Origin of the sequence: Micromonospora parva, from assembly GCF_000718515.1 — a bacterium.
GTDB lineage: Bacteria > Actinomycetota > Actinomycetes > Mycobacteriales > Micromonosporaceae > Micromonospora > Micromonospora parva.
Window position 1 is genome coordinate 1 of record NZ_JNZS01000044.1, and the last position, 23,262, is coordinate 23,262.

Below are 23,262 nucleotides of genomic sequence, written 5' to 3' on the forward strand. Positions count from 1 at the left end.
ATCATAATTGGCACTGGCTTTACAAGCACCCTGTTGAGTTCTCAAAGAACAACCACACACCAGCCGCAAGCCCCACCCAAGTGGAACCCCAACCGGGGCTTTTCGTTCCGCATCCCCGCCGCTCTCGCGCCGGGCACTTTTACTACGTTACCTCACCGTCTCTGCCGTGTCAAACCGTGTGTCCCGGTCTGTCATGCTTCGTACGGGTCAGCGCCGGCGCACTCACGCAGCAGCGAACCGCTGCGTCAGGTCGTCGGATTCAGCAGACCGGCCGCTGCGGTGTCCCGCAGTCTCGCCCGGTTCCCTGCCGGTCGTGAACCTTACCCGGTCGGCTTCGCCGCACCAAATCCGCCTCACGGCCGATCCGGCGAGCCCCGCCCGGACCGTGTCCCGCAGGAGTGAACCCCTGCCTGACCCGGTTGCCATCTCGTTCCGGCGCTTCAGGACCTTCGTCCCGTTTGCCCCGTTCCGCGCTGGCAGAGAGAAAGTTACGCGTCTGCGGGTTTGATCGTCAAATCCACGGGTAGCGGCGCGCGTCACATTCGCACGTCCGAGCCGTTTCCCCAGGTCAGGACCGCCGACGCCGGCCGTGGCGTGAGTGCCTCCCGGTCTACGGCGGTCACCCGGCCACCGGTGGCGCCTGATCGGCGCGAGCGGCGAGGGGAATCAGGACGTCTGCCGCCGCCGGGTGGCCAGCCAGGCCCGGACGCCGAGAACGCCGGCGGTGGTGCCGATCGCCAGCGACGCGGCGATCAGCAACGCGTGCACCCACAGGAAGCTGGTGGCCGGGCCGTCGGCCACCGTTCCGGACGCCCAGGACCGCGGGTCCTGCCAGATGGCCACCGCGAACCTCGGCCAGATCACCCAGGTCCAGACGCCGACTCCGACCAGGAAGAGGCTCCACCCTCGCGACAGCACCATGGCAGCCGAGTATGCCAGCGCACCTGCTCAGCGGCCCGCCGCCGGCAACGCGAACGCGCTGACCCGCCCCGGCGGGCGCGGCCGGCGCAGGGCGCTGACTGTTTCCGGCCGCGGCGGGATGGGCACTGCGAAGGGGGACAGCTGAGGACCGTCCCCTGGAGGTGCCCCATGCAACCCTCGACCTTCAACCCCTGGGCCTGGCGTGACCCGTCCGCCCTGGCCGGCGGCTACACGCAGACCACACCCTCGGTCACCCCTGGGCAGGATCAGGGCGGGCACGACGGCCCGGACGCGCCCGGCCCGGGCACCCCGGTCGACCTGGTGGGCTATCAGGTGCAGGCGAGCGATGGGCGCATCGGCACCATCGACGAGGCGAGCGACGCGGCGGACGCCGCGCACCTGGTGGTGGACACCGGGCCGTGGATCTTCGGGCAGAAGGTGCTGCTGCCAGCCGGGACGGTGACGCGCGTGGATCACCAGGAACGTGTCGTGCACGTCGACCGGACCCGACAGCAGATCAAGGACGCACCACCGTTCGATCCGGATTCGGCAGACCCGGAGTACCGGGACCGCGTCGGCGCCTACTACGCCGACAGCTACCTTCCCCCTCCCGGCGCCATCCCACGGGTAATCTGAGGCCGTGGTCCGGACGGGCAACTGCGCATCCGAGGCTGTCGACCCGGTCGACGGCCTCGACCTCGGTGCCGTGCCCCAGACCCCGACCAACTCCGGCGACGGCCGTGAGCAACTTCTGAACGTCCTCCGTGCCGGTGGTCTGCGGTTCCGCGCCGGCGCGCGATGGCGGACGACTCGCTGAGTCGATTCCGCTGACCGACCTGGGCTGAGCCAGCCCTGGTCGGCGCGCGCCCGTGCGTGACCCACCTTCGGATAACGAGAGGCACCACCATGTCCGTCGCACGAATGCTCACCGGTGACCGACCCACCGGCCGCCTGCACCTCGGCCACTACGTCGGCAGCATCGCCAACCGGGTACGGCTGCACCAGCGTTACGAGAGCTTCTTCATCATCGCCGACCTGCACATGCTCACCACTCGCAACCGCCGCGAGGACATCGACCAGGTCTCCGGCAACGCCCGCGAGATGGTGACCGACATCCTCGCCGCCGGGGTCGACCCGGACCGGGCAACCTTCTACCTCCAGTCGGCGATCCCCGAGGTCGGCGATCTCAACACCCTCCTGCAGAACCTGGTGACAGTTCCCCGGTTGGAACGGGTGCCCTCGCTCAAGGACATGGCCCGCGACGCCGGCAAGGAGGAGATGCCGTACGGGCTGCTGGGTTACCCGGTACTCCAGGCGGCGGACATCCTCTGCGTCAAGGGGGAGGTGGTCCCGGTCGGCCGGGACAACGCCGCTCACGTCGAGGTGACCAGGGAGATCGCCCGGCGGTTCAACCACCTGTACGGACCGGTCTTCCCGGTGCCCGAGCTGATCCCGGCGGACACGCCGAGCCTGGTGGGCACCGACGGCGCGGCCAAGATGAGCAAGAGCAGGGGCAACACCATCGCGCTCTCCGACGACGCGGCGACGGTGCGTCGCAAGGTGCTGGGCATGTACACCGACCCGAACCGGGTACGGGCCGACGTGCCGGGCACTGTGGAGGGCAACCCGGTGTTCGCGTACCACGAGGTTTTCAATCCGGACCGCGACGAGGTCGCCGACCTGGCCCGGCGTTACCGGGCCGGGCGGGTGGGTGACGTGGAGGTCAAGGAACGGCTGGTCGTCGCGCTGGAGGGGTTCCTGGCGCCGATCCGACAGCGTCGGGCCGAGATCGAAGCTGACCGGGGTCTGGTCGACCGGCTGATCGTCGAGGGCACGGAACGGACCCGCCAGGAGGTACGCCAGACAGTGCTCGAGGTGCGCCGGGCGATGGGGCTGACCGGCGCGTACCAGCAGGTGCGGCGGCGGGCTGAGCGCAGCCGACGCCGGACAGAAGCGGCAACCTGACGCCGGGCGGCGCTGAGCGAGGAGACCGGACGAAGCGCCGAGCGAAATGGCGCAGAATGCCAGGATGAGGAGGATCTCGGATATTCGTCCGGTGCCTACGGGGGTGACGCACCGGACCACGATGTTCGAGATCTTCTTCGACCTGGTCTTCGTCTTCGCACTCACCCGGGTCATCACGTTCATGGCGGGGTCGCCGGGCGCGCTCACCCTGGCCCAGGGGCTGCTCCTGCTGCTCCTGCTGCTCTACTCCTGGTCGCCGTACATCTGGGTGGGAAACCTGGTCCGGGCGGACGTCGGCCCGGTCCGCGCCGCCACCCTGGTCGCGATGGCGGCGATCTTCGTGGCCGCGCTGGTGATGCCGGACGCGTGGCAGCAGAGCCCGGAGCTGTTCGACGCGCCGCTGACTCTCGCGCTGGCCTACGTGGTGGGCCGGGCCGTGCAGCTTGTGATTCTGTTCTGGGCGAGCGCGACGAACCCCGCGCTGCGCTCGACGCTGAGGTTCTTCACGGTGCCGGTCGTGCTGGGCTGGGTTCCCCTGATCATCGGGGCCCTGCTCGGCGGTGCGGCCCAGACGGCGCTCTGGACGGTGGCGTTTCTGCTGAACATCGGCGGTGCCCGGATCGCGTCCGCCTTCCGGCCGTGGCAACTGCGCAGCGTGGACCACTTCACCGAGCGGTACGGCCTGGTGCTGATCATCGCGCTGGGTGAGTCCCTGATCTCCGCCGGCGCGGGCCCCAGGGCGATGGCCCCGGTCGGCCCCGCGCTACTGGCCGCACTGCTCGGCCTCACCAGCACGGTCTGCCTGTGGTGGCTCTACTTCGATCGGCTGGCGTCCACCGCCAGCGAGGCCGTCAGCAGCGTGCCGGGTGAGCGACGGGCCAGCGTGGCCGGCGACGCGTACGGCCTCGCGCACTCCACGCTGATCATCGGCGCGATCTACGTGGCGCTCGGCATCGAGGAGGTGATCGCCCACCTCACCGCGGAGTCGGCGCATCCGGGTCGCCTCGGGTGGGAGGCAGCGACAGCGCTCTACGGCGGCACCGCCCTCTACCTGCTCAGCAGACTGGTCTTCCGACGGCTGACCGTCGGCACGGTGGTCCCGACGCAGGTCGTCGCCGCGCTGCTGCCGCTGCCCCTGCTGCCGATCGGCCGGTCCCTGCCGCCACTGGCGGCGCTCACAGTGCTGACCGCCTTCCTGATCGGCGTGACCTGGTTCGAGCGACGGATGGACCGACGCGACGAACGATCCGACCCGGCGCGGCCACGCCTGCGGTGAGCGGTGCCGGGCAGAAAAGGTTGCCGGGCCGTGTCGATATCCGCGGTCACCGTTCGTCGTCATGCTGTACGGCGACACCGCCGCACCGAGAGGAGCCAAAACGTGAAGTACATGCTGCTGTTCATGAGTCCCATGGTCGACGGAGAGGTCGTCGACAAAGGGTGCAGCTTCGAGGACTGGATCCGCTACGACCGGGAGATGAAGGACGCCGGAGTCTGGGTCTCCGGGCACCCGCTACAGGACCTGACCACCTGTACGACAGTGCAGGTGAGCGCCGGTGGCGAGCGCACGATCACCGACGGGCCGTTCGCCGAGACCCGTGAGCTGCTCGGTGGGTACGACGTCATCGACGTGCCGGACCTCGACGCCGCGCTGGAGTGGGCCGCCCGCAGCCCCGGGGCCGCCGGTCCCGGATCGGTCCAGGTCCGTCCGATCGCCGAGATCGACGTGCAGGTCTGAGCGTGCCGGATGAGAGGGCAGCCGTCGGGTCGTCGGTGGAGGCCGTGTTCCGGGAGGAGCGCGGCCGACTGCTCGCTTCGCTCGTGCGCCGCTTCGGCGACCTCGACCTGGCCGAGGAGGTCGCCTCCGAGGCCATCGAGGCGGCGCTGACGCACTGGCCGACCGACGGCGTCCCGAGCCGGCCGGGCGCCTGGCTGCTCACCACTGCCCGGCGTCGGGCCGTGGACCGGTTGCGTCGTGACCGGGTGCTGGCCACCCGGCTCGCCGTGCTCCGGGCGGAGGCCGAGCGGGCCGATCACGCCCCGCCCGCCGACGCGGACCGTGACCTGCCCGACGACCGGCTGGCGCTCTTCTTCACCTGCGCGCACCCGGCCCTGGCCGCGCCGGACCGTGCCGCGCTCACAGTGCGGTTCCTGGCCGGCCTCACCACCGCCGAGGTCGCGCGGGCCTTCCTGGTGCCGCCCGCCACCATGGCCCAGCGACTCGTCCGCGCCAAACGGAAGATCCGTGACGCACGCATCCCGTTCCGGGTGCCGGGCGACGACGAGCTGCCCGGCCGTCTGCCCACCGTGCTCCAGGCCGTCTACTCGATCTTCACCGAGGGGTACGCGGCCAGTTCCGGCCCGGATCTGCAACGGATCGACCTGGCCGAGGAGGCCATCCGGCTGGGCCGGATTCTGCGCCGGCTGCTGCCCGCCGAGCGGGAGGCCGCCGGGCTGCTCGGCCTGATGCTGCTCGTCCATGCCCGGCGCGACGCGCGTACCGGGCCGGACGGGGCGATGATCCTGCTCGACGACCAGGATCGGGGGCGCTGGGACCGTCAGATGATCGAGGAGGGGCGCGGCCTGGTGGTGGTCGCGCTGACCGGCCGGGCTCCCGGGCCGTACGCGGTGCAGGCCGCCATCGCCGCGCTGCACGACGAGGCTCCCGACGTGGCCAGCACCGACTGGCCGCAGGTGGTGGCGCTCTACGACGTGCTGCTCGGCCTGGTGCCCTCGCCGGTCGTCGCGCTGAACCGGGCCGCCGCGGTGGCCATGCGGGACGGACCGGAGGCGGGGCTGGCGCTGCTCGACGAGTTGGCCGACGATCCGCGCCTGCGCGGCCACCATCCCTATCCGGCGGCTCGGGCCGATCTGCTGCGCCGGCTCGGCCGGTACGACGAGGCCGCGGCCGCGTACCGCAGCGCGTTGACGTTGGTCGGCACCGAACCGGAGCGCGCGTACCTGCTCAGCCAGCTGAAGGCTGTCACGAGCGGGTGAGCTGTACCCTTCCCCGGGTGAGTCTGCCGCTGCCTCCCGGGCCGTTCGCCGCGTACCTGTTCGACTGCGACGGCACCATCGTCGACTCGATGCCGCTGCACTACGTGGCCTGGCAGCGGGCCCTCGCGGAGTGGGGCTGCGAGTTCCCGGAGGACCTCTTCTACGCGTGGGGTGGGCGGCCCACCGCCGACATCATCGTCGAGCTGAACGAGCAGCAGGGTCTGGCCATGCCGGTGGCTGCCGTGGTCGAGCGCCGGGAGAGCTACTACCAGGAGTTGTTGCCGCAGCTCGCCGCGGTGCCGGAGGTGCTGGCGCACATCCACGACGCGCACCGGCGGGTTCCGTTCGCCGTGGTCTCCGGCAGCACCCGCGCGTCGGTCACGGCCTCCCTGGACGCGCTGGGCCTGCTGGACCGGTTCGACGTGCTGGTCTGCGCCGACGACTACACCCGGGCCAAGCCCGACCCGGAGGCGTTCCTGCTCGCGGCGCGGCAGCTCGGCGTACCCCCGGAGGCTTGCCTGGTCTTCGAGGACACCGACCTGGGCATCCAGGCCGCGACGGCGGCCGGCATGGCATCGGTACGCGTGCCGCAACAGCGCACGCCCTGACCTCTCAGGCCACCGTCAGCAGGAGCTTGCCGGCGTAGGAGGTCTGGAGGCGCTGGTGCGCGTCCCGCACCTTGCCCAGGGGGAACGTCTCGGCGACGTGCACCACGAACGGCCCCGCTTCGATGAGTTCGTTGAGGCGCTGCAACTGTCGGGGGTTCGATTCGCCGTCGTACGCGCGGACCGTGACGCCCGGACGTTCCTGTGGCTCCGGCCGCACCCCGTGGGCGTACGCGACCACCCCGCCGTCGGCCAGCGCCTCGGTGAGCCGGTCCAGCGTCGGCCCGCCGGCCATCGCCAGGATGGCGTTGACCCCGCCCGGTGCCGCGTCCCGGATCCGGGCCAGCACCTCGGTCATGTCGCCGTGACCGTCCACCGACACGTCGGAGCCGAGCCGGGTCACCAGCGCGACGCCGTCCGCCCCGGACGCCACGGCGATCACGTTGAGGCCCTGCCGCTTCGCCAACTGCACGGCCAGGTGGCCCTGACCGCCGCTCGCTCCGAAGATCAGCAACCAGTCGCCGGCCGACAGGCTGACGGTGTCGAGGCCGGCCAGTGCGGTCAGCGCGTCGGTGGGCATGGCACCGGCGTGCTCGGCCGGCACACCGTCGGGCACCTTCGCCGCGTACTCCGCCTTGACCGACGCGTACTCGGCGTAGAGGCCGCCCTTGGGCCGGGTGGTGGCGGAGACGTAGACCAGGTCGCCCACGGCCAGGCTGGTCACCGTGCCGCCGGCCGCGATGACGGTTCCGGCACCGTCGGAGCCGGGCACGATCGGCAGTGCCGAGCCCTCCGGCACCAGCACCCCCTCCCGCTCGTACGCGTCCCACACCCCGACGCCGGCGCTCCACACCTTGATCAGCACTTCGTCGTCGGCGACCTGCGGGATCGGCAGCTTGCGCAGGGTGATCACCTCCGGCCCGCCGAACTCGTCGAAGGCCGCGGCCTGCATCCGCTCTGGCACACCCCCGTCAACCATGTGGATTCCCCCTCCGTGCCGGCGTCACCGTCGCAGCATGCCGGCTCGGGAACGGGCGCGCTCCGGAGCTGAGGGCCGTTCACCCACAAGGACTAACGTGCAGGCTCGCCGAACCTTTTGGGGCGGCTGCGGCGATCAGGAGGCCTGCGGCTCCGGGCCACGAAGCGCCTGCTCGACGGCGTCGCGGACGCGGGCGTCCTCGCGCGCCTTGCTCAGCGCCCGGTTGCGGCGCCGGTACAGGTACGCCCCGACGAGCACGGCGATCAGCACGACGAGGGCCAGCACCAACGTCCAGGGCAGGGCCCAGCCGTGCGCGGTGGCCTGCACCGGCTTGAGCGGGGTGGTGGAGCCCGAGGCATCGGTGAGCAGCGGCGTCAGGGTCGCGGTAGCGGCCAGCGAGATGACCGGAGCCACCCCGTGTACGGGCACCGTCACGTTCCAGCTCTCACCCGGGAGCAGCTCCGGCGGCGCGGCGACGTCATCGGCCCGGACCCGCAGCAGGCCGAACGGGCCGGAGACGGTCACCGCCTGGTTTCCCGACAGGGCCGCGTTGCCGACGTTGTGGACCTTGTAGGTGATGGTGGCGTCACCCTTGCTGAACGGGTTGGTCGGTCCGGCGTACGTCACGTGCAGGTCCTCGATCGCGAGGTTCGGCTTCAGCTCGCCGCCGACCCGCAGCTTGATCCGGATACCGAGGCGCCGGTCGACGTTGATCCCCTCAGCCTGGTCGGCCTGGGTCAGGGTGGTGAGGATGCCGCCGACGTAGTCCCCGGGCGTGGCGTTCTCCGGAACGCTGACCGTGAACGGGACCTGGGCGGTCTTTCCGGGCTGGATCACGACGCTGCCGGCGTTCGGCTTCACCCAGGCGCCGATCGCTGTGGACTTCTGGTCCTTGGTGAGCAGGTCGAGTTGGCCGGCGTCGGTGGTGAAGCCGTCGGCCGCGTACACGGAGAGGGTCAGCGGGGCCGCGCCACGGTTGGCCACGACCATGGCGTCCTCGACGGCCCCACCCGGGTTGACGTTGTAGCTGTAGCTGGACCGGGCCTCGCCGTAACCGTTGGACGCCGTCCGGACCGTCCAGGCGACGTTGCCGTCCGCCGCCCGGGCGGGGCCGGCACCGACGCCGACTGCCGCGACGACGGCGAGCAGGGACAGTGCTGTCGTACGGAGGAGTGCGGTGGGCCTGGTCTTCCAGCGCGTGACGGACGGGTACATGTCGGTTCCTTGAGGTGATCTTGGACGGATGGCAAATGGGTGGCGGGGTAGACACCCGAAGGTGCCTACCCCGCCCATGGAACTGTTCGGTCAGCTGCTCAGCGCGGTGATCGTGAGGGTGGTGCGGTAGCTACCCTTCGCGATGCTGTCCGGGATCTTCAGATCCAGGTCGGCGCCGAGCTTCGCGCCACCACGCGGGTGACCCTGCGCGGCGGCGGCGAGGGCGCTGGAGACCGAGAGGCCCTTGCCCTGGTCGTCGTAGGACGACAGGACCGGGGCACCGGCCTCGGCGCCCGCTCCGGCGTCGAGCACGTACGGGCTCCAACCGAGGTAGGAGCCGGAGAACTTCTTGTCGGCGTCGGAGAAGTCGCCGACGTTGGCCGAGATCGACCACGGGGCGAGCGAACGGCGGCTGTCCGACACGAGGATCGGGTTGATCTTGCCGTTGGCCTGGAAGTAGGTGCCGTCGCGCTCCTGCGCGGTGCCCAGGTCGACCAGACCGTTGTAGCCGTCGATCGTCCAGCCGAACTCACCCGGAGCCGGGTTCGGCACGTTGACCTGGATGGCCTGGCCGTCACCGTGGTACGGGTGCACCGTCACGTTGTCGACGATCGAGCCGACCGGCTGCCCCTCCGGGGTGTTGACGCAGGAGAGGCCCTTCTCGACCGCCGCGTTCGGGGCCGCGCAGGTGCCGCTGCGGACGTTCGCGAGAACCAGCTTGTCGTTGCGCACCTGCACCTTGACGTAGCTGCGGACGTGCTCCTGGTTCTGCACGGAGTTGTACCAGTACTTGTTCGGGTCCAGCGGGTCCGGCCCGTTGCCGCGGATGCCCGTGCCGGAGCTGTCCGGCTTCTTGATGTCGTAGTACTTCGAGCCGGAGGCCGAGTTGGCCGTCACGTAGATGACGCCACCCGGGCCGGGGTAGACGTCGGCAGCGCCCGGCTTCTCGTCCGGGTTCTCCTTCTGGCCGTTCTTGATGGAGTAGCTGCGGGTGTAGCTGTGGTCGTGACCCTGCAGCACCATGTCGACGCCGAGGTTGGAGAACGCGGTGGTGAAGTCCTCCCGCCGCTGCTTGTTGTCACTGTCGGTCGCGTGGCTGGCCGGCGAGTAGATGGAGTGGTGGTAGACCAGCACCTTCCACTTGGCCTCGGAGCCGTGCTTGTTGATGACGTCGGTGACGTACGCGACGTGCGCCGCGTCGCCGCCGGCGGAGCCGTCCGCCGGGTTGACGTAGCTGTTGCTGTTCAGGTCGATGAACAGCACGTCCTTGTGGATGAACCAGTAGTCGCCGCCGGACCGGGTCGCCTGGTCGCCGTTGTAGTACTGCGACGAGCGGTCGGTGTTCGGGGTGAAGTGGTGCTGCTCGTAGGACTTGCCGCCGACGTCGTGGTTACCGATGGTGGCGACGAGGGGGACCTGGCGCAGCTGGTCGGGGGCGAGGAACGAGGTCCACTGGCCCTCGTCGTTGGCGCTCTCGACGTGGTCGCCGGCGGACACCAGCAGCTCGGCGTTCGGGTTGGCCGCCGTCGCGACCTTCAGGGTGTCCTCCCAGCCGGCCTGGTCCTTCAGCCGGTCACCGGAGGAGCCGATCTGCGGGTCGCCGAAGAACAGGAAGTCGTAGTCGCCCTCGAAGTCCCGCGTCTTGAAGGAGTACGCCGGGGACCAACTGCCCTCGGCGCCGACCCGGTACGAGTACGCCGTGTTCTCGCGCAGGTTGCTGATCGTGGCGTGCCGGTTGAACCCGGTGGTGGAGGTGTTCGCCGCACCGACGGCGTCGAAGCTGACGGCGCCGGCCGGGAACTCGCCGTTGACGATCTCGGCGGTCGGGGCGAGCTGGATCTTCTGCGCGGTGTCGGCGGAGGAGTACCAGCTCACGATGCGCTGGGTCTCGTTGGCGCCGACGCCGAGGACCACACCGGTGATCGTGGTGGACTCGGCCGCGCTCGCGGTGGCCATCAGGCCACTGCCGAGAGCCGCGCCCATGCCCAGGAAGCCGGCTGCGACCCCGGCGACCAGGCGACGCCGTACGAGCGCGGAAGCCCGTGACGAGGTGCTCAATGTCATCGACATTGTTCCCTTTTCAAATAGAGAAATGGATGTGCCTTCACCCGACGCTGGGGAAGCAAATCCACGCTTTCGCTGCCCGATGAACCGACCGTGAACGTGATCTTGCGAAAGACTGCACTTCACGAACTACTTAGCCTTACTCATGATCCAGAAATGCGCTGCACAAACCAGATCAACCCCATAAGGGACACGCCCGCAGAAACGGCCCCGGTCGCCCAGAGGCCGGCTTTGGGCGCACGACGCCGCAGCACGAACAGCAACGGGAAGACGACCGCGATAATCGTCAACTGAACGACTTCGATGCCGATGTTGAACACCAGCAGGGACCACAGCAGGGTCCACGACCACGCCTCGTCGATGCCCAACGCGCCAGCGAAGCCCAGGCCGTGCACGAGACCGAAGCAGAACACCACGCCAAGGCGGATCCAACCGGCCCGGTCCAGGTTGAAGTGACCGCGCCCGGCCGTCTCCAGGTCGGTCGCGTGCTCACCGCGCCGCCAGATTCCCCACAGGTGCCAGCCGGCGACGACGGCGATCGACAACGCGATGATCGGCTCCACGATCGCCCCCGGCACCTCGACCAGGCCGAGCGCGGCGAGCATGAACGTCACCGAGTGCGCCACCGTGAAGCTGGTGGCCGCGAGCACGATCTCCCGGAGCCGCCGCGACCCGGCGATGAGCGCCAGCAGGAACAGAATGTGGTCGATACCGCTCAGCAGGTGCTCGGCGCCCAGGACGAAGAACTCCCCGAACCGCTCGTACCAGGCCTGCGCGGTCGAGAAGGACGGGTGGGCGGCGTCGAGCGCCGCACTGCCCGACCGGCCGTCGATCTCGTAGGTGACGATCGTCTTCGTGCCCTTGACGTAGCCCTCGCCGTCCGGGAAGAGGCCACTGCGCACCACGTGCTCGTCGACCCGCTCGGGGCAGGTCCAGTCGAGCAGCAGGTCCGCGTACGGCACGCCCTCGCGGGCGCCGATCGTCGCGTCACCCACCTGCGTCGGCCGGCAGGCCGCACCCCGGGAGCTCACCGAGAACCGGTCGGAGACGTAGCCGAGGACCGTCGACGCGTGGCCCTTCAGGGCGGCGGCCTGCGCAGCGGTGTCACCCGCCTCGAACGCCGCGGTTCCGGCCTGGAAGAGCGGGTCGTCGTGGCCGGCGTCCGCGGCGGAGACGACGAGGAGGTCGTATTCGAGCTCCACCGCCGTTCGAATGTGACCCTCATCTCCCGCCGTTATTTCCGCGTACACAGTCGACGAAAAACCGTGCGCGGACGCCGGTTCGGCGGCCAGAAACGGAACCACCGCTGCGGCGAAACCGACAGCGGCGACGATAACGGTACGGCGGATCCGGCCTGACATTCGACTCCCTCGGTTGGCCAGTGCACGTTGCATGTCGTTGGTGAACACCAACCCGCGTACCGACGAACCGCCGGAGAACAACATCCCCGAACCGCCGCCCACCGATTGCCGGTGACCGGAATTGAGATAGGAATACGAAGAAGTACGCGCACATTCCGCCACCACCCGGAGGACGATCACCTTGCGCCCCCCGCTTCGGGCCGTCGCCATGCTGGCCGCGACCGCCGCGCTGGTCACCGCCTGCAACTCCAGCGACGACTGGTCCGAACCACGTCCGGCGCCCAGCGCCATCGGCACCCTCGGCCCCGGGTTCGTCGACCCCTCCACGAAGCCCGCGCCGGAGGCGACCATCACCCCGCAGCCCGGCTCGTGGGCCGGTGTCCACCCGCCGAAGGACTACCGGGTCGTCCTGCTGACCAGCGGTACCGACAACCCGACCAAGGCCCTGGTGACAGCGGTCAAGGAGTGGGCCGACGACGAGCATGTCGACCTCAGGACGATCGTCGTCGGCAACGCGCACGAGGCCGTTCCCAGCATCGCCAAGGCGATGGAGATGGGTCCGGACCTCATCGTCAGCGCGGGAAACGATCTCATCGACGGGCTCGCACTGGTCACCCCGAACCACCTGGACGAGAAGTTCCTGGTGGTCGGCGCGGAGCTGGCCGAGCCCACCCACAACGTCACCGCCGTCGACTGGGAGGGCGCGTCGTTCCGTGGTGAAGGGCTCGGCATGTCCTCGACGTACGACCCGAACTCGTTCACCGCGGAACGTTGCGCGGCGGCCATCCGGGCGGGCGTGGCCGCCGTCCTCAACGACCTGACCGGGATCGTGGTCTGGCTCTGACGACGAGGGCTCGCCCTCGGGGCCGCCCGGCCCGGTGCGGAGGCCGGTGAACCTCCGCACCGGGCCGGCGGGTCACCCGGTCGAGCAGGTGGCCGTCATTCCCGTACCGGTGCCGGTGCCCTGGTAACCGAACTCGGTCGACTGCCCTGCGGCGACCGAGCCGTTGTAGGCGACATTCGTGAACTGGACGGTGCCGGTGGTGCCGCTGCGGTTGGCGCTCCAGACGCTGGTGATGCTGGCCCCCGAGGGCAGGGTCATGGCTACCGTCCAGCCGTTGATCGGCGCGGCGCCGGCGGTCACCCGCACCGTGGCGACGAAGCCGCCCGTCCACTGGTTGACCGACACCGACGCCACACAACCCGCACCGGCCGGCGGCGGGGTGGTCGGGGGAGGCGTGGTTGGCGGCGGGGTGGTCGGCGGGGGCGTGGTCGGCGGCGGGGTGGTCGGCGGCGGGGTGGTCGGGCCGTCAGCCAGGACCGGGGTCGACCAGTCCCGCCAGTCGGCCAACCGACCGAGCGCCCTGCTGGAAATCCGGATCACGCCCGGCTCGTTGCCCGTCTTCAGCAGGAACCTGCGGATGCTGTTCTGCAACGGGGTACGCCACTCGGGGCGGTTGGCGCAGTGGGTGCCGTCCTGCACGTCGGACCAGTAGGTGATGTTGTCGCCGGCGCCGAGCGCCCGGTAGACCTCCGCGCCGCCCAGGGCCGCCACGCTCGCCGACCGCGGGCCGAGGTTGGCGATGTGCGGGTTGTCCATGATGAACAGTCCGCGCGGTGCCACCATGGCGACCATCTCGTGCGTGTCCACCGGGAGCCGGTTCGGGCTGCCGGTGAAGGAGCCGAACGCGTCGCCCAGCCAGGGTTGCTCCCCGTACGCGCTGCTGAGGCTCTGCGCGCCCTCACCGGGGATGCCCCGGAAGATGGGCACGCCCGCGCTGCCCGATTCGATCGGCATGGTCAGGGCGATGCGTTGGTCGAACACCCCGATCGCGAAGGCGCCCTTGCCGTACCGGGAACAGCCGGTCACACCCATCGCGTCCGCCTTGAGGATCCGGCCGTCGGACTGCTCGATGACGTCGATGATCCGGCTGACGCCCCAGCCCCAGGCGGCGAGCAGTCCGGTGCTGCTCGATGAGCCGTAGATGCTGTAGAACGCGCCCTGCTTGTTGTTCCGGGGGGTGCCCTCGCGGCCAACCGCCAACGGGTCGTAGCTGATCACGGCAGCGCCGGCGGCCTTGATGGTGGCCGTGTCCGCGCCGAACCCGCCGACGACCACGACGGCCGGGAAGGGACCGGTGCCGCTGGGCAGCTCGACCCGTGCCGAGAAGCTGGTGCTCCTGCCGTTGTGTGACACGTTGACGGTGATGGTGCTGTTGGACACCGTCCCGGTGACCGTCGCGGGTTTGGCGGGCTTCTCGCCGAAGACGAACTTCTCCGCCAGTTCCTTGATCTCCGCCCGACGGCAGCGCCAGTCGGACTTCGAGGTGATGGTCTGGCCGTTCAGCTTCTTGAAGGGGTCGGGAAGCTTGGCGTTGGTGGGCAGCGAACCCAGGTCCGGCAGGCCGGACACCGCGCAGTCGGCGCCCTCGTCCTCGACTGCGGCGGCCAGTGGGGCCACGGCGGCGTACGCGCCCATGGTTCGTGTTGCTACCGATGCCGATCCGGCGACCGTGAGCGCTGCTACCGCCAGCGCGACGACCACCGATCGGGTGGTAGAGCGGCCCGAGCTGATGACCACGGGGCTCTCCTTCCGAGTGGTGATGGAAAAGGAAGGAACGAAACGTGATCGATGATCACGAATGCCAGCCAGGTAAAGCTTGAGCGCTTCGATCGGGAAGTGTCAATATTTTGCCGAAACTTTCGAGCCTTCCCACCGCCTCAGACGACGCTGGGACCGGCCGCCGGGGCAGCCACGCGGGTGAGATCACGGATCCTGCGCGCGGCAGATATCGAAAGTTTCGACGGTCAGCGCGGGGTAGGCCCACGATCCTCGAACTCGTACGTGGTGGTCAGGCCCTCGGGCAGGTCGGGGACCAGGGCGTTGGTGCCGTCGACCACCTGGACGTAGCGCCTGCCCTGGAAGATCGAGTAGCTGCCGTCGGGAACCTGATCGATCCGGAAGAGCTGCGTCGACGCGGCGGCATCACAGGCCCGGCCGCGTACGCTGCCCGGCGCGGCGTCGTGCACGACGGTCATGCAGACCTCGGTGGCACCGGCCGCCAGCAGGATCCGATACCTGTCGCCCTCGGGGCGCAGCACCCACAGCGCCCGATCGTCGATGCCCTGGTCGGTGGTGGCCCGCACCTGGTCGCCGTCGCTGTCGATCGCCAACGTCGCGCCGCGCATGCCGGGCAGGGTGATCTGGACCTGCCGCCGGCCGCCGAGGATCTCCTGCGGTCCCGCCGAGGCGGTCGCGGACGGCACCACGGGCGGGGTCACGGGCGGCGCGACCTGGGTCGCCGGGCCGGCGTCCGGCGTCTCGACGTCGTTCCGGATCTGTGACAGGGCGGTGCCAGCGGCGACGGCCACCACGGCCAGCCCCGCCGCGCCCACTGCAGCCCGACGCCGCCGACGCCGGTCGCTGCGCTGCCGCAACGCCTGCGCCCCCGGCAGCGTGGCGACTCGCCGGACCTCGTCCACGATCGCGGTGAGATCGTCGCGCGGATCAGCCATGGGAGGTCTCCTCCTGGTGCGCATCGGTCAGCAACCCGGCCATCGCTCGCCGGCCACGGGCGAGGTACGTCTTCACGGTCCCGACGGGGGCCCGCATCTCGGCTGCCACCTCCGCGACGCTGAGATCGTTGAGGTGGTGCAGCACGACGGCGCGCCGCTCGTTGGGGCTCAGCCGTTGCAGCGCCTGCAACAGCGCGACGTGGTCCTCGTTCAGGCCGGGCACACTCTGGTCGACCGCGGCCCGGCGGTGTGCGCGTACCCGGTTGAACGCCTTGCGCCAGCTGCTCACCGCGATCCGGGAGGCCACCCGCCGGACCCACGCCTCCGGGCTGTCCGTCTCCCGCACCGTCCGCCACCGCTGCCAGGCCCGCATGAACGCCTCAGCGACGGCGTCCTCCGCCTCGGCGCGGTTGCCGGTGAGCGCGTACACGTGACCCACGACCCGACCGGCGCAGGCCGCGTAGAGGGCGTCGAACTCCTCGGCGTCACGCATCCGACCGGTGCCCTCCCACGCTTCGTCCCCTGGTCACCGCCGCATGGAACTCGGCTGGCTGGACCGGTCGCGTCGGCGCGGGGCGAGATTGTGGCCCGCGTCACACCGGAGTGATCAACCCGACGACCTGGCCAGGCGTCATCGTGCCGACCCGGGAGACGCCCGTGGCGGAGAGGACGATGTGCGACGACGGCAACGACGCGCCCTGACAGCCGGCGTACTCGCGACCGCGCTGGTTACCGCGGGGCTGACCGCCCAACCGGCGAGCGCGCAGCCGACGCCCCCGACTCCCGGCACCGCCGGGACCTTCACCCTGATCACCGGGGACCGGGTGTCGCTGGACGCGGCGGGTCGCCCGCAGATCCAGCGCGGCCCGGGTCGGGCCGCCATGCGGTTCGTCAGCAACCGGGAGGACGGTCACCAGTACGTCATCCCGGTGGACGCGATGCCGCTGGTGCGGGACGGGCGACTCGACCGCCGCCTGTTCGACCTCACCACGCTCGCCGAGTTCGGCTACGACGACCGGGCCGCCGAGTTGCCGCTGCTGGTCGCGTACCCCGAGAACACGGCGGCGCGGGCGCGGACCGCGACCACCGGGGGTGCCGGGCGCGTGCGGGCCGACCTCCCCGCCGCCCACGCGCTCGCGGTCCGGGCGGACCGGGACGACCGGGTGACGCTCTGGGCGTCGCTGACCCGGGGTACGCCATCCGCGCGCACCCTCACCGCCGGCGTCACCCACATCTGGCTGGACGGCAAGCGCACGGTCTCCCTCGATCGCAGCGTGCCGCAGATCGGTGCCCCGGCGGCGTGGCAGGCCGGGTTCGACGGCACCGGCGTCACCGTCGGAGTGCTGGACACCGGGATCGACGCCAACCACCCCGACTTCGCCGGCCACCTCACCGAGGTCCGGGACTTCACCGGCGGTGGCGACCCCAGCGACTCGGTCGGCCACGGCACCCACGTGGCGTCGACGATCGTCGGCAGTGGCGCCGCCTCCGGCGGCAGGTACCGTGGCGTGGCGCCGGGGGCGAAACTGCTGGTCGGCAAGGTCTGCGCCACCACCGAATGCCAGGACTCGGACATCATCACCGGCATGCAGTGGCTCGCCCCGCGGACCCGGGTGGTCAACCTGAGCGTGGGCGGCGACGACACGCCCGGCCTCGACCCGCTGGAAACCGCGGTCCAGGAGTTGAGCCACCAGTACGGCACCCTCTTCGTGGTCGCGGCCGGCAACGAGGGCAAGCCGAAGTCGGTCTCCTCGCCGGCCTCCGCCGACGACGCTCTCGCCGTCGCCGCTGTGGACGCCGACGACCAGCGGGCCTACTTCTCCAGCCGGGGTCCCCGGATCGGCGACAACCACATCAAACCCGAGATCAGCGCACCGGGCGTCGACATCGTGGCCGCGGCCCCCGGCGGCGACTACGCCGCCATGTCGGGTACGTCGATGGCGACCCCACACGTGGCCGGCACCGCAGCGATTCTCGCCGGGCAGCACCCGGACTGGACCGGCCCGCAGCTCAAGGCCGCCCTGATGGACTCGGCCAAGCCGACCGGCGAGGACACCCTCTACGAGCAGGGCGCCGGCCGGGTGGACATCGCCCGCGCCGTCGCCCAGCCGGTGGCCGCCGACATCGCCGCCATCGACTTCCCGGTGCAGCGCTGGCCACACGCCGACGACAGCCCGATCACCCAGGTCGTCGGCTACCGCAACACCGGCACCACAGCGGTCACCCTGACGCTGGCCATCGCTCCGGCCCCGGCCGGCATGCTCACCGTCAGCCCGGCCACGCTGGTGGTTCCGGCCGGTGGCCACGCCGAGGCGACCATCACCGTGGACACCCGGGTGGACGCCCCGGACGGCGTCTACCAGGGAGCGCTGACCGCCACCGGCGCCGATGACCTGCGGGTACGCACGCCGTTCGCGCTGAACCGCGAGATCGAGAGCTACGACGTACGGCTCGACCACACCGGACGCGACGGCAGGCCGGCCACCGAGTACACGACAGTGGCGGCGAACCTGACCACCGGCGAGTTCAGCACCCTCGCCGTGGCACCGGGCGGCGGCGTCCTGCGGCTGCCCAAGGGTCGTTACGCGTTGTACAGCACCATCCACGAGGGTTCCGTGTCGACCCTGCTCGCACAGCCGGTCCTGGACGTACGCGGCCCGGTCACCGAGGCGGTCGACGCCCGTGCCGCCAAGCCTGTCGCGTTGACGGTGCCGCAGCACGACGCCGCGCCGACCTCGATCAACGTGAGCGCCAACTGGGACGACGGCCTGCGCTACCCGGGCGTCCAACTCAGCGGGCTGTCCTTCGCGGACCTCTTCTTCGGCCGGATCGGACCCGCCGTCACCGCACCCGAGTTCACCGCGACGCTTGGCGTCGGGCTCGCGCGACCGGGCAGGGACGGCACCTTCCGGAACAGCCCCTACACCTACGACCTGGCGTACGTCCGGCAGGGCGACATGTTCACCGGCCTGACCAGGAAACTGTCGCCGAAGAACCTGGCCACCGTCCGGGCGACCTACCGCAGCCAGTCCAGCACGACGACGGCCACCCGGTTCCACCGCGCGTCGGGTCCCGGAGGCTCCGGTCCGGTCGGGTCGAACACGCCCGTCGACCTGCCGTTCAAGGGTGTCGAGTACTACAACACCGACGGGGGCGTCGTCTGGACGTCCACCTTCCTCGAAGGGGACAACCTCACCGCCCAGGACTCGACCTTCGTAGCCGGCCGGACGTACACCCAGACCTGGAACGCGGCACCGTTCGGGCCGACAGTGACCCAGGCGCCGGCCCTGTCGCCACTGGGGTACGCGGGCCGCGACGGCGACACCATCTCGATCGCGTCGCTGCCCCTGTTCGGCGACGCGTCAGGTCGCCCCGCCAGCCGCGACGACCAGCCGGTGCGGATCCGGCTGTTCCGCGACGGTAAGGAGGTCGGCAGCTCGGACAGCCCGTGGGCCGAGTTCGCGGTGCCCTCCGGCAGGGCCACCTACCGACTGGAGGCGGCCGTCACACGCGGCGCCCCGGACACCCTGTCGACGTCGGTGTCGGTGGCCTGGACCTTCACCTCGGCGCACACCACGTCACCGGAGCGGTTGCCCCTCAGTACGGCTCGACCGACCCCCGTGCTCGACGACACCAACACGGCACGGATCGGCCGGGTCATGGCGATCCCGGTGACGCTGGACCGGCAGGCCGGTTCGACTGCCAAGCCCAACCGCACGCTCAGCGTGTCCGCGTCCTTCGACGACGGCCGCACCTGGGTCGGCTTGCCGGTGCTCCGGAACGTCGCTGTGATCAGTCATCCGCGACGGGCCGGGTTCGTCTCGCTGCGACTGGCCGCTACCGACACCGCCGGCAACACCGTCACCCAGACGATCCAGCGGGCCTACCGGATCTCCTGACGCGTTGCAGCGTCCGGGGTGGCGGCTGCTGGAGCCGCCACCCCGGGCAGGACGGTCACTGAGGTGCCGCGATGCGCCGGACGCGGAAGGCACCGTCGAAGCCTCGGGCCCGGCGGACGCCGTCGAGGCCTCGGGCGCGGCGGACGCCGTTTGCCTCAGGCGGTGAAGGCGCCGTCGATGGCGATGGACGCGCCGCTGATGAAGGTGGCCTCGTCACTGAGCAGGAACGTGGTGAGTGCGGCGACCTCGTCGGAGGTGCCGGCGCGGCCGGTCGGCTGCGTGGACAGGTAGCGCTGCGCGGCCTCCGGGGCCTGGCTGACCACGTTCTGCCAGAGCGGGGTGTCGATCAGGCCGGTGACCAGGGCATTGACCCGCACATTGGAGCGCGCCACGTCGAGGGCGGCCGAGCGCGTCAGACCGATGACCCCGTGCTTCGCCGCGTTGTAGGCGGCCTGCGTCGGGTCACCCTTCACGCCGGAGACGGAGGCGTTGTTGACGATCGCGCCCCCACCGGAGGCGATGATCGCCGGAAGCTCGTACTTGAGTCCGTAGAAGACGCTCGTCAGGTTGAGGGCGAGCGACCGCTGCCAGTTGTCACTGTCGGTCTCGCGCACGCTGGCCATCGGGCCACCGCCGGCGTTGTTGAACGCACCGTCCAGCCGCCCGTACTCCGTCACCGCGGCGTCGACGAGCCTCGCCATCTCTTCCTCCACCGTGACGTCGGTGGGCACGAAGAGGGCGGCACCGCCCGCCGTCCGGATCTGCGCCGCGACCTCCTCGCCGCGGTCCTTGTCCCGGGCGCCGATGACGACCCGAGCACCTTCCGTGGCCGCCCGCCTGGCGAACGCCAGGCCCATGCCCTGCGTGCCACCGGTCACGACCAGCACCTTCGATTCCAACCGTCCAGACATCTCGCCGCACATCCATTCGAGTGATGAGCCGCCGCAGAGCGCGGGGCTTCGCGAGACGGAACGCTAGCCTTATCTGGAACGTTCGACAAAGTAATCGCCCTCACAATTTGACGCTGCGTAGTGAGGCTGCTCGCCATAACCCGGCTTTTGGCGTCAAAGCGGTCGCCCGAACGGTATTACCTGGCGATGCGGATCCTGTAACCGCACGCACATTCTGTGGCGGTCGTTCCACAACATCACTAACGTGGGGCGGGTCGCAAAATCCCAGCAAATCACCCTTAAGGAACAGTCATGCCCACAGCTCACGCCGCCCCGGAGTCCCACCGGTGGAAGGCCCTGCTGTTCATCTCCATCGCGCAACTGATGGTGGTGCTCGACGGGGCAGTCATGAATATCGCTCTCCCCTCGGCGCAGCAGGCGCTGCACTTCACCGACGGCAGCAGGCAGTGGGTGGTGACCGCGTACGGTCTGGCCTTCGGCGGCCTGCTGCTCGTCGGTGGCCGCATCGGTGACATGGTCGGGCGCAAGCGCACCTTCCTGGTCGCGCTGGCCGGCTTCGCTGTCGCCTCGGCGATCGGCGGCCTGGCCGCCAACGCCGCGATGCTGCTGCTCGCACGGGCGCTACAGGGTGTGTTCGCGGCCCTGCTCGCGCCGGCCGCGCTGTCGTTGCTCTCCCTGTCCTTCACCCAGCCCAGGGAACGCGCCAAGGCGTTCGGCGTGTTCAGCGCGGTGTCAATCGCCGGCGGTGCTGTCGGCCTGATCGTGGGAGGGCTGCTCACCCAGTACCTGAACTGGCGCTTCGCGATGTTCGTCCTGGTGCCGATCGCGGTCGTCGGGATCCTCGGCGCCAGCCGCACCGTGCACGACGACGGCGAGCGGCACCGCGCCCGACTCGACCTCCCCGGCGTCCTGCTGGCCAGCTCCGGGCTCGTCGGCCTGGTCTACGGGTTCGGCGTCGCCGAGAGCCACGGATGGTCGGCAGGCGTCACCATCGGATCCTTCACCGCCGGGGTGCTGCTGTTGGCGACCTTCGTCGTGGTGCAGGCGCGGGTCCCGTCCCCGTTGCTGCCCCTGCGCGTCCTGACCGAGCGCAACCGGGCCGCCGCGTACCTCTCGGTCGGCCTCGCGATCGTCAGCATGTTCGGGATGTTCCTGCTGCTCAGTTACTACTTCCAGCAGGTCAAGGGATGGTCGCCGGTGATGGCCGGGCTGGCGTTCATGCCGATGGCCGTGCCGCAGGCCATCGGGGCCACGCAGATCGGCGCCCGACTCGCGCACCGGATCGCCCCCCGACCGATCATGGTCGGTGGATACCTCGTCACCGCTGTCGGTCTGGTACTGCTCGCGCTGCTCGACGCGGACAGCGGCTTCCCGGAGATCGCGCTCGCCGAAGCCGTGATCGGGCTCGGCATCGGCACCGCCTTCATGCCCGCGATGAGCATCTCCACCCACGGCGTCGAGCCCACTGACGCCGGTGTCGCCTCCGCGATGATCAGCTCGTCGCAACAGGTCGGCGGATCGATCGGCACCGCGCTGCTCAACACCATCGCGACCAGCTCCGCCGCCACCTATCTGCTCTCGCACGGCGGCCCGGCGGCCCAGACCCAGGTACGGAACGAGGCGCTGATGCACGGCTACTCGGTCGCGTACTGGGTCGCCGTCGGATTTGTGGTCACGGCGGCCCTCGTCTCCGCGACCATGGTGAACGCCGGCGCTCCGAAGCACGTCCCGGCCCCGCCGGACGCCCTCGGGGACGTCGCGCCCGTGCACTGATCGCTGTCGTACCTGTCAGATGGGGCGCGGTGACCGAGGACACGGTGCACTGACTCCGTCGAGAGAGTGGAATCAGAGCTGTGAGCAGAGAAGGCACCGGCGAGTGACGTGGTGAGGCCCGCTCTTTCGGCCCACGATCGGGGTCCGTCCCGTCCTGACCCGACGCCAGTGGCGAGCGAATCGGTCCGGGTAACTGCCGGGCACCGCCAGCGCTGGGCGGTGGAGACCATGGCCGTGGCGCCCGACGACCAGGTGCTGGAGATCGGGTGCGGCCGGGGAGCGGCAGTGTCCCTGGTCGCCGGTCAACTCACCACCGGCCGGATCGTCGCCATCGACCGCGCCGCGACGATGGTACGGCTCGCTACCCGGCGGAACCTCGGCCACATCGACGCCGGCCGAGCCGAGATCCGGTGTGCCGGGTTCGAGTCCGCGGACCTCCCGACCGAACACTTCACCAAGATCTTCGCGGTGAACGTCAGCCTCTTCTGGTTGGGCGACGCGGCGCAGCTGATCGCTCGGATGCGAAGCCTGCTGGCGCCGGGGGGACGGCTGTACGTCTTCGGCGAACGACCCAGCGCCGCGCACGCCACCGCGAACCTCGCCGCCACCGAACTACTGCTCGCAGCCCAGGGGTTCGCGACGACCACATCGAGCGTCACCCGTGGTCAGGGCCGGGTGCTGACCTGCGTCATCGGCACGCCTGTCGAATGAGCTGGGGCGTGACCGCCTTCCCAACGTGAGCCGGGCGGGCTCGGCGTCCTGCCGAGCCCGCCCGTTCCCTGTCAGTCGAGTGTGATCACATCGTGTCAGCGCTGCAGCGTCAGCAGACCCGGCCGGTACGGCAGCAGACCGTAGTCGACGCCGTTGGAGCTGGGGGAACGACCCTGGTAGAGCAGTTGCAGGTTGCAGGCGTTGACAGTCATCGTCTGGTCAGCGCTGGTCCGCAGCAACTCACCGTGACTGATGTCGTTGGTCCAGGTCGCACCACTGTTCGCCTTACCCGCGAACGGGTTGCTCTCACTGGTGGCCTGCGGCGTCCACGAACCACCCAGGCTGGTG

At 70.3% G+C, this 23,262-nt stretch carries 20 protein-coding genes; 10 read left to right on the top strand and 10 right to left on the bottom strand.

Annotated features, from left to right (window positions below; translation table 11 throughout):
- Positions 1-666 precede the first annotated feature (666 nt).
- Entirely contained in the window at positions 667-921 is a 255-nt protein-coding gene (locus tag IF22_RS0131845; protein WP_030338067.1) for an SCO4848 family membrane protein, read from the bottom strand.
- A 168-nt stretch (positions 922-1,089) separates the two neighbouring features.
- Between IF22_RS0131845 and IF22_RS0131850 the strand changes: the two genes are divergently transcribed.
- From IF22_RS0131850 to IF22_RS0131880, 6 genes are all read left to right on the top strand, one after another.
- A complete protein-coding gene (locus IF22_RS0131850; protein WP_030338068.1) occupies positions 1,090-1,557 on the top strand; it encodes a hypothetical protein in 468 nt (155 codons plus the stop codon).
- Positions 1,558-1,827: 270 nt separating this feature from the next.
- Entirely contained in the window at positions 1,828-2,886 is a 1,059-nt protein-coding gene (gene trpS, locus IF22_RS0131860; RefSeq protein ID WP_030338070.1) for a tryptophan--tRNA ligase, read from the top strand.
- 64 nt (positions 2,887-2,950) lie between these two features.
- Positions 2,951-4,162 carry a low temperature requirement protein A gene (locus IF22_RS0131865; protein ID WP_167337357.1) on the top strand — a complete coding sequence of 404 codons (1,212 nt, stop codon included), beginning with the start codon at positions 2,951-2,953 and terminating at the stop codon, positions 4,160-4,162.
- 111 nt (positions 4,163-4,273) lie between these two features.
- On the top strand, positions 4,274-4,621 hold the full coding sequence (locus IF22_RS0131870) for a YciI family protein (RefSeq protein ID WP_051708915.1): 348 nt from the start codon (positions 4,274-4,276) through the stop codon (positions 4,619-4,621).
- Positions 4,622-4,623: 2 nt separating this feature from the next.
- Complete coding sequence (locus tag IF22_RS0131875; RefSeq protein ID WP_030338075.1) at positions 4,624-5,880, top strand: RNA polymerase sigma factor; 1,257 nt, start codon at positions 4,624-4,626, stop codon at positions 5,878-5,880.
- A gap of 17 nt (positions 5,881-5,897) precedes the next feature.
- On the top strand, positions 5,898-6,488 hold the full coding sequence (locus IF22_RS0131880) for an HAD family hydrolase (RefSeq protein ID WP_030338078.1): 591 nt from the start codon (positions 5,898-5,900) through the stop codon (positions 6,486-6,488).
- Between the two features lie 4 nt (positions 6,489-6,492).
- Here IF22_RS0131880 and IF22_RS0131885 read toward each other — a convergent pair whose 3' ends face one another.
- The 4 genes from IF22_RS0131885 to IF22_RS0131900 all read right to left on the bottom strand — a co-directional run bounded on the left by IF22_RS0131885 (position 6,493) and on the right by IF22_RS0131900 (position 12,341).
- Entirely contained in the window at positions 6,493-7,464 is a 972-nt protein-coding gene (locus IF22_RS0131885) for an NADP-dependent oxidoreductase (RefSeq protein ID WP_209444627.1), read from the bottom strand.
- 135 nt (positions 7,465-7,599) lie between these two features.
- Entirely contained in the window at positions 7,600-8,679 is a 1,080-nt protein-coding gene (locus IF22_RS0131890; RefSeq protein WP_030338084.1) for a COG1361 family protein, read from the bottom strand.
- 90 nt (positions 8,680-8,769) lie between these two features.
- The gene (locus tag IF22_RS0131895) at positions 8,770-10,743 is read right to left on the bottom strand and encodes a purple acid phosphatase family protein (protein WP_030338085.1); all 1,974 of its coding nucleotides are present in this window, start codon (positions 10,741-10,743) and stop codon (positions 8,770-8,772) included.
- A gap of 143 nt (positions 10,744-10,886) precedes the next feature.
- Positions 10,887-12,341: a HupE/UreJ family protein gene (locus IF22_RS0131900; protein WP_245233800.1), complete on the bottom strand. Its 1,455-nt coding sequence runs from the start codon at positions 12,339-12,341 to the stop codon at positions 10,887-10,889.
- On the opposite strand from IF22_RS0131900, the gene IF22_RS0131905 reads away from it, so the two are divergent.
- Positions 12,313-12,948 (top strand): type 1 periplasmic-binding domain-containing protein, encoded by a 636-nt coding sequence (locus IF22_RS0131905; protein WP_036412792.1) that lies wholly within the window; start codon positions 12,313-12,315, stop codon positions 12,946-12,948. The genes IF22_RS0131900 and IF22_RS0131905 overlap by 29 nt on opposite strands.
- Before the next feature lie 72 nt (positions 12,949-13,020).
- On the opposite strand, the gene IF22_RS0131910 is transcribed toward IF22_RS0131905, so the two are convergent.
- The 3 genes from IF22_RS0131910 to IF22_RS0131920 all read right to left on the bottom strand — a co-directional run bounded on the left by IF22_RS0131910 (position 13,021) and on the right by IF22_RS0131920 (position 16,113).
- A complete protein-coding gene (locus IF22_RS0131910) occupies positions 13,021-14,583 on the bottom strand; it encodes a glucuronyl esterase domain-containing protein (protein WP_081884240.1) in 1,563 nt (520 codons plus the stop codon).
- A gap of 329 nt (positions 14,584-14,912) precedes the next feature.
- Positions 14,913-15,620, bottom strand: a complete 708-nt coding sequence (locus IF22_RS0131915; RefSeq protein WP_030338092.1) for a hypothetical protein — start codon at positions 15,618-15,620, stop codon at positions 14,913-14,915.
- On the bottom strand, positions 15,613-16,113 hold the full coding sequence (locus IF22_RS0131920; protein WP_030338094.1) for a sigma-70 family RNA polymerase sigma factor: 501 nt from the start codon (positions 16,111-16,113) through the stop codon (positions 15,613-15,615). Before IF22_RS0131920 ends, IF22_RS0131915 begins: the two co-directional genes overlap by 8 nt.
- Positions 16,114-16,294: 181 nt before the next feature.
- On the opposite strand from IF22_RS0131920, the gene IF22_RS0131925 reads away from it, so the two are divergent.
- Complete coding sequence (locus tag IF22_RS0131925) at positions 16,295-19,519, top strand: S8 family peptidase (protein WP_051708912.1); 3,225 nt, start codon at positions 16,295-16,297, stop codon at positions 19,517-19,519.
- Between the two features lie 155 nt (positions 19,520-19,674).
- Here the strand turns inward: IF22_RS0131925 and IF22_RS0131930 are convergent, their stop codons facing one another.
- On the bottom strand, positions 19,675-20,442 hold the full coding sequence (locus tag IF22_RS0131930) for an SDR family NAD(P)-dependent oxidoreductase (protein WP_307857810.1): 768 nt from the start codon (positions 20,440-20,442) through the stop codon (positions 19,675-19,677).
- 279 nt (positions 20,443-20,721) lie between these two features.
- On the opposite strand from IF22_RS0131930, the gene IF22_RS0131935 reads away from it, so the two are divergent.
- Both IF22_RS0131935 and IF22_RS0131940 read left to right on the top strand, forming a co-directional pair.
- Complete coding sequence (locus IF22_RS0131935; RefSeq protein ID WP_051708913.1) at positions 20,722-22,203, top strand: MFS transporter; 1,482 nt, start codon at positions 20,722-20,724, stop codon at positions 22,201-22,203.
- 168 nt (positions 22,204-22,371) lie between these two features.
- Entirely contained in the window at positions 22,372-22,914 is a 543-nt protein-coding gene (locus IF22_RS0131940) for a class I SAM-dependent methyltransferase (RefSeq protein ID WP_210859300.1), read from the top strand.
- A 95-nt stretch (positions 22,915-23,009) separates the two neighbouring features.
- Here IF22_RS0131940 and IF22_RS0131945 read toward each other — a convergent pair.
- The coding region (locus IF22_RS0131945; protein WP_030338104.1) for a non-reducing end alpha-L-arabinofuranosidase family hydrolase at positions 23,010-23,262 on the bottom strand (253 nt) is incomplete at its 5' end.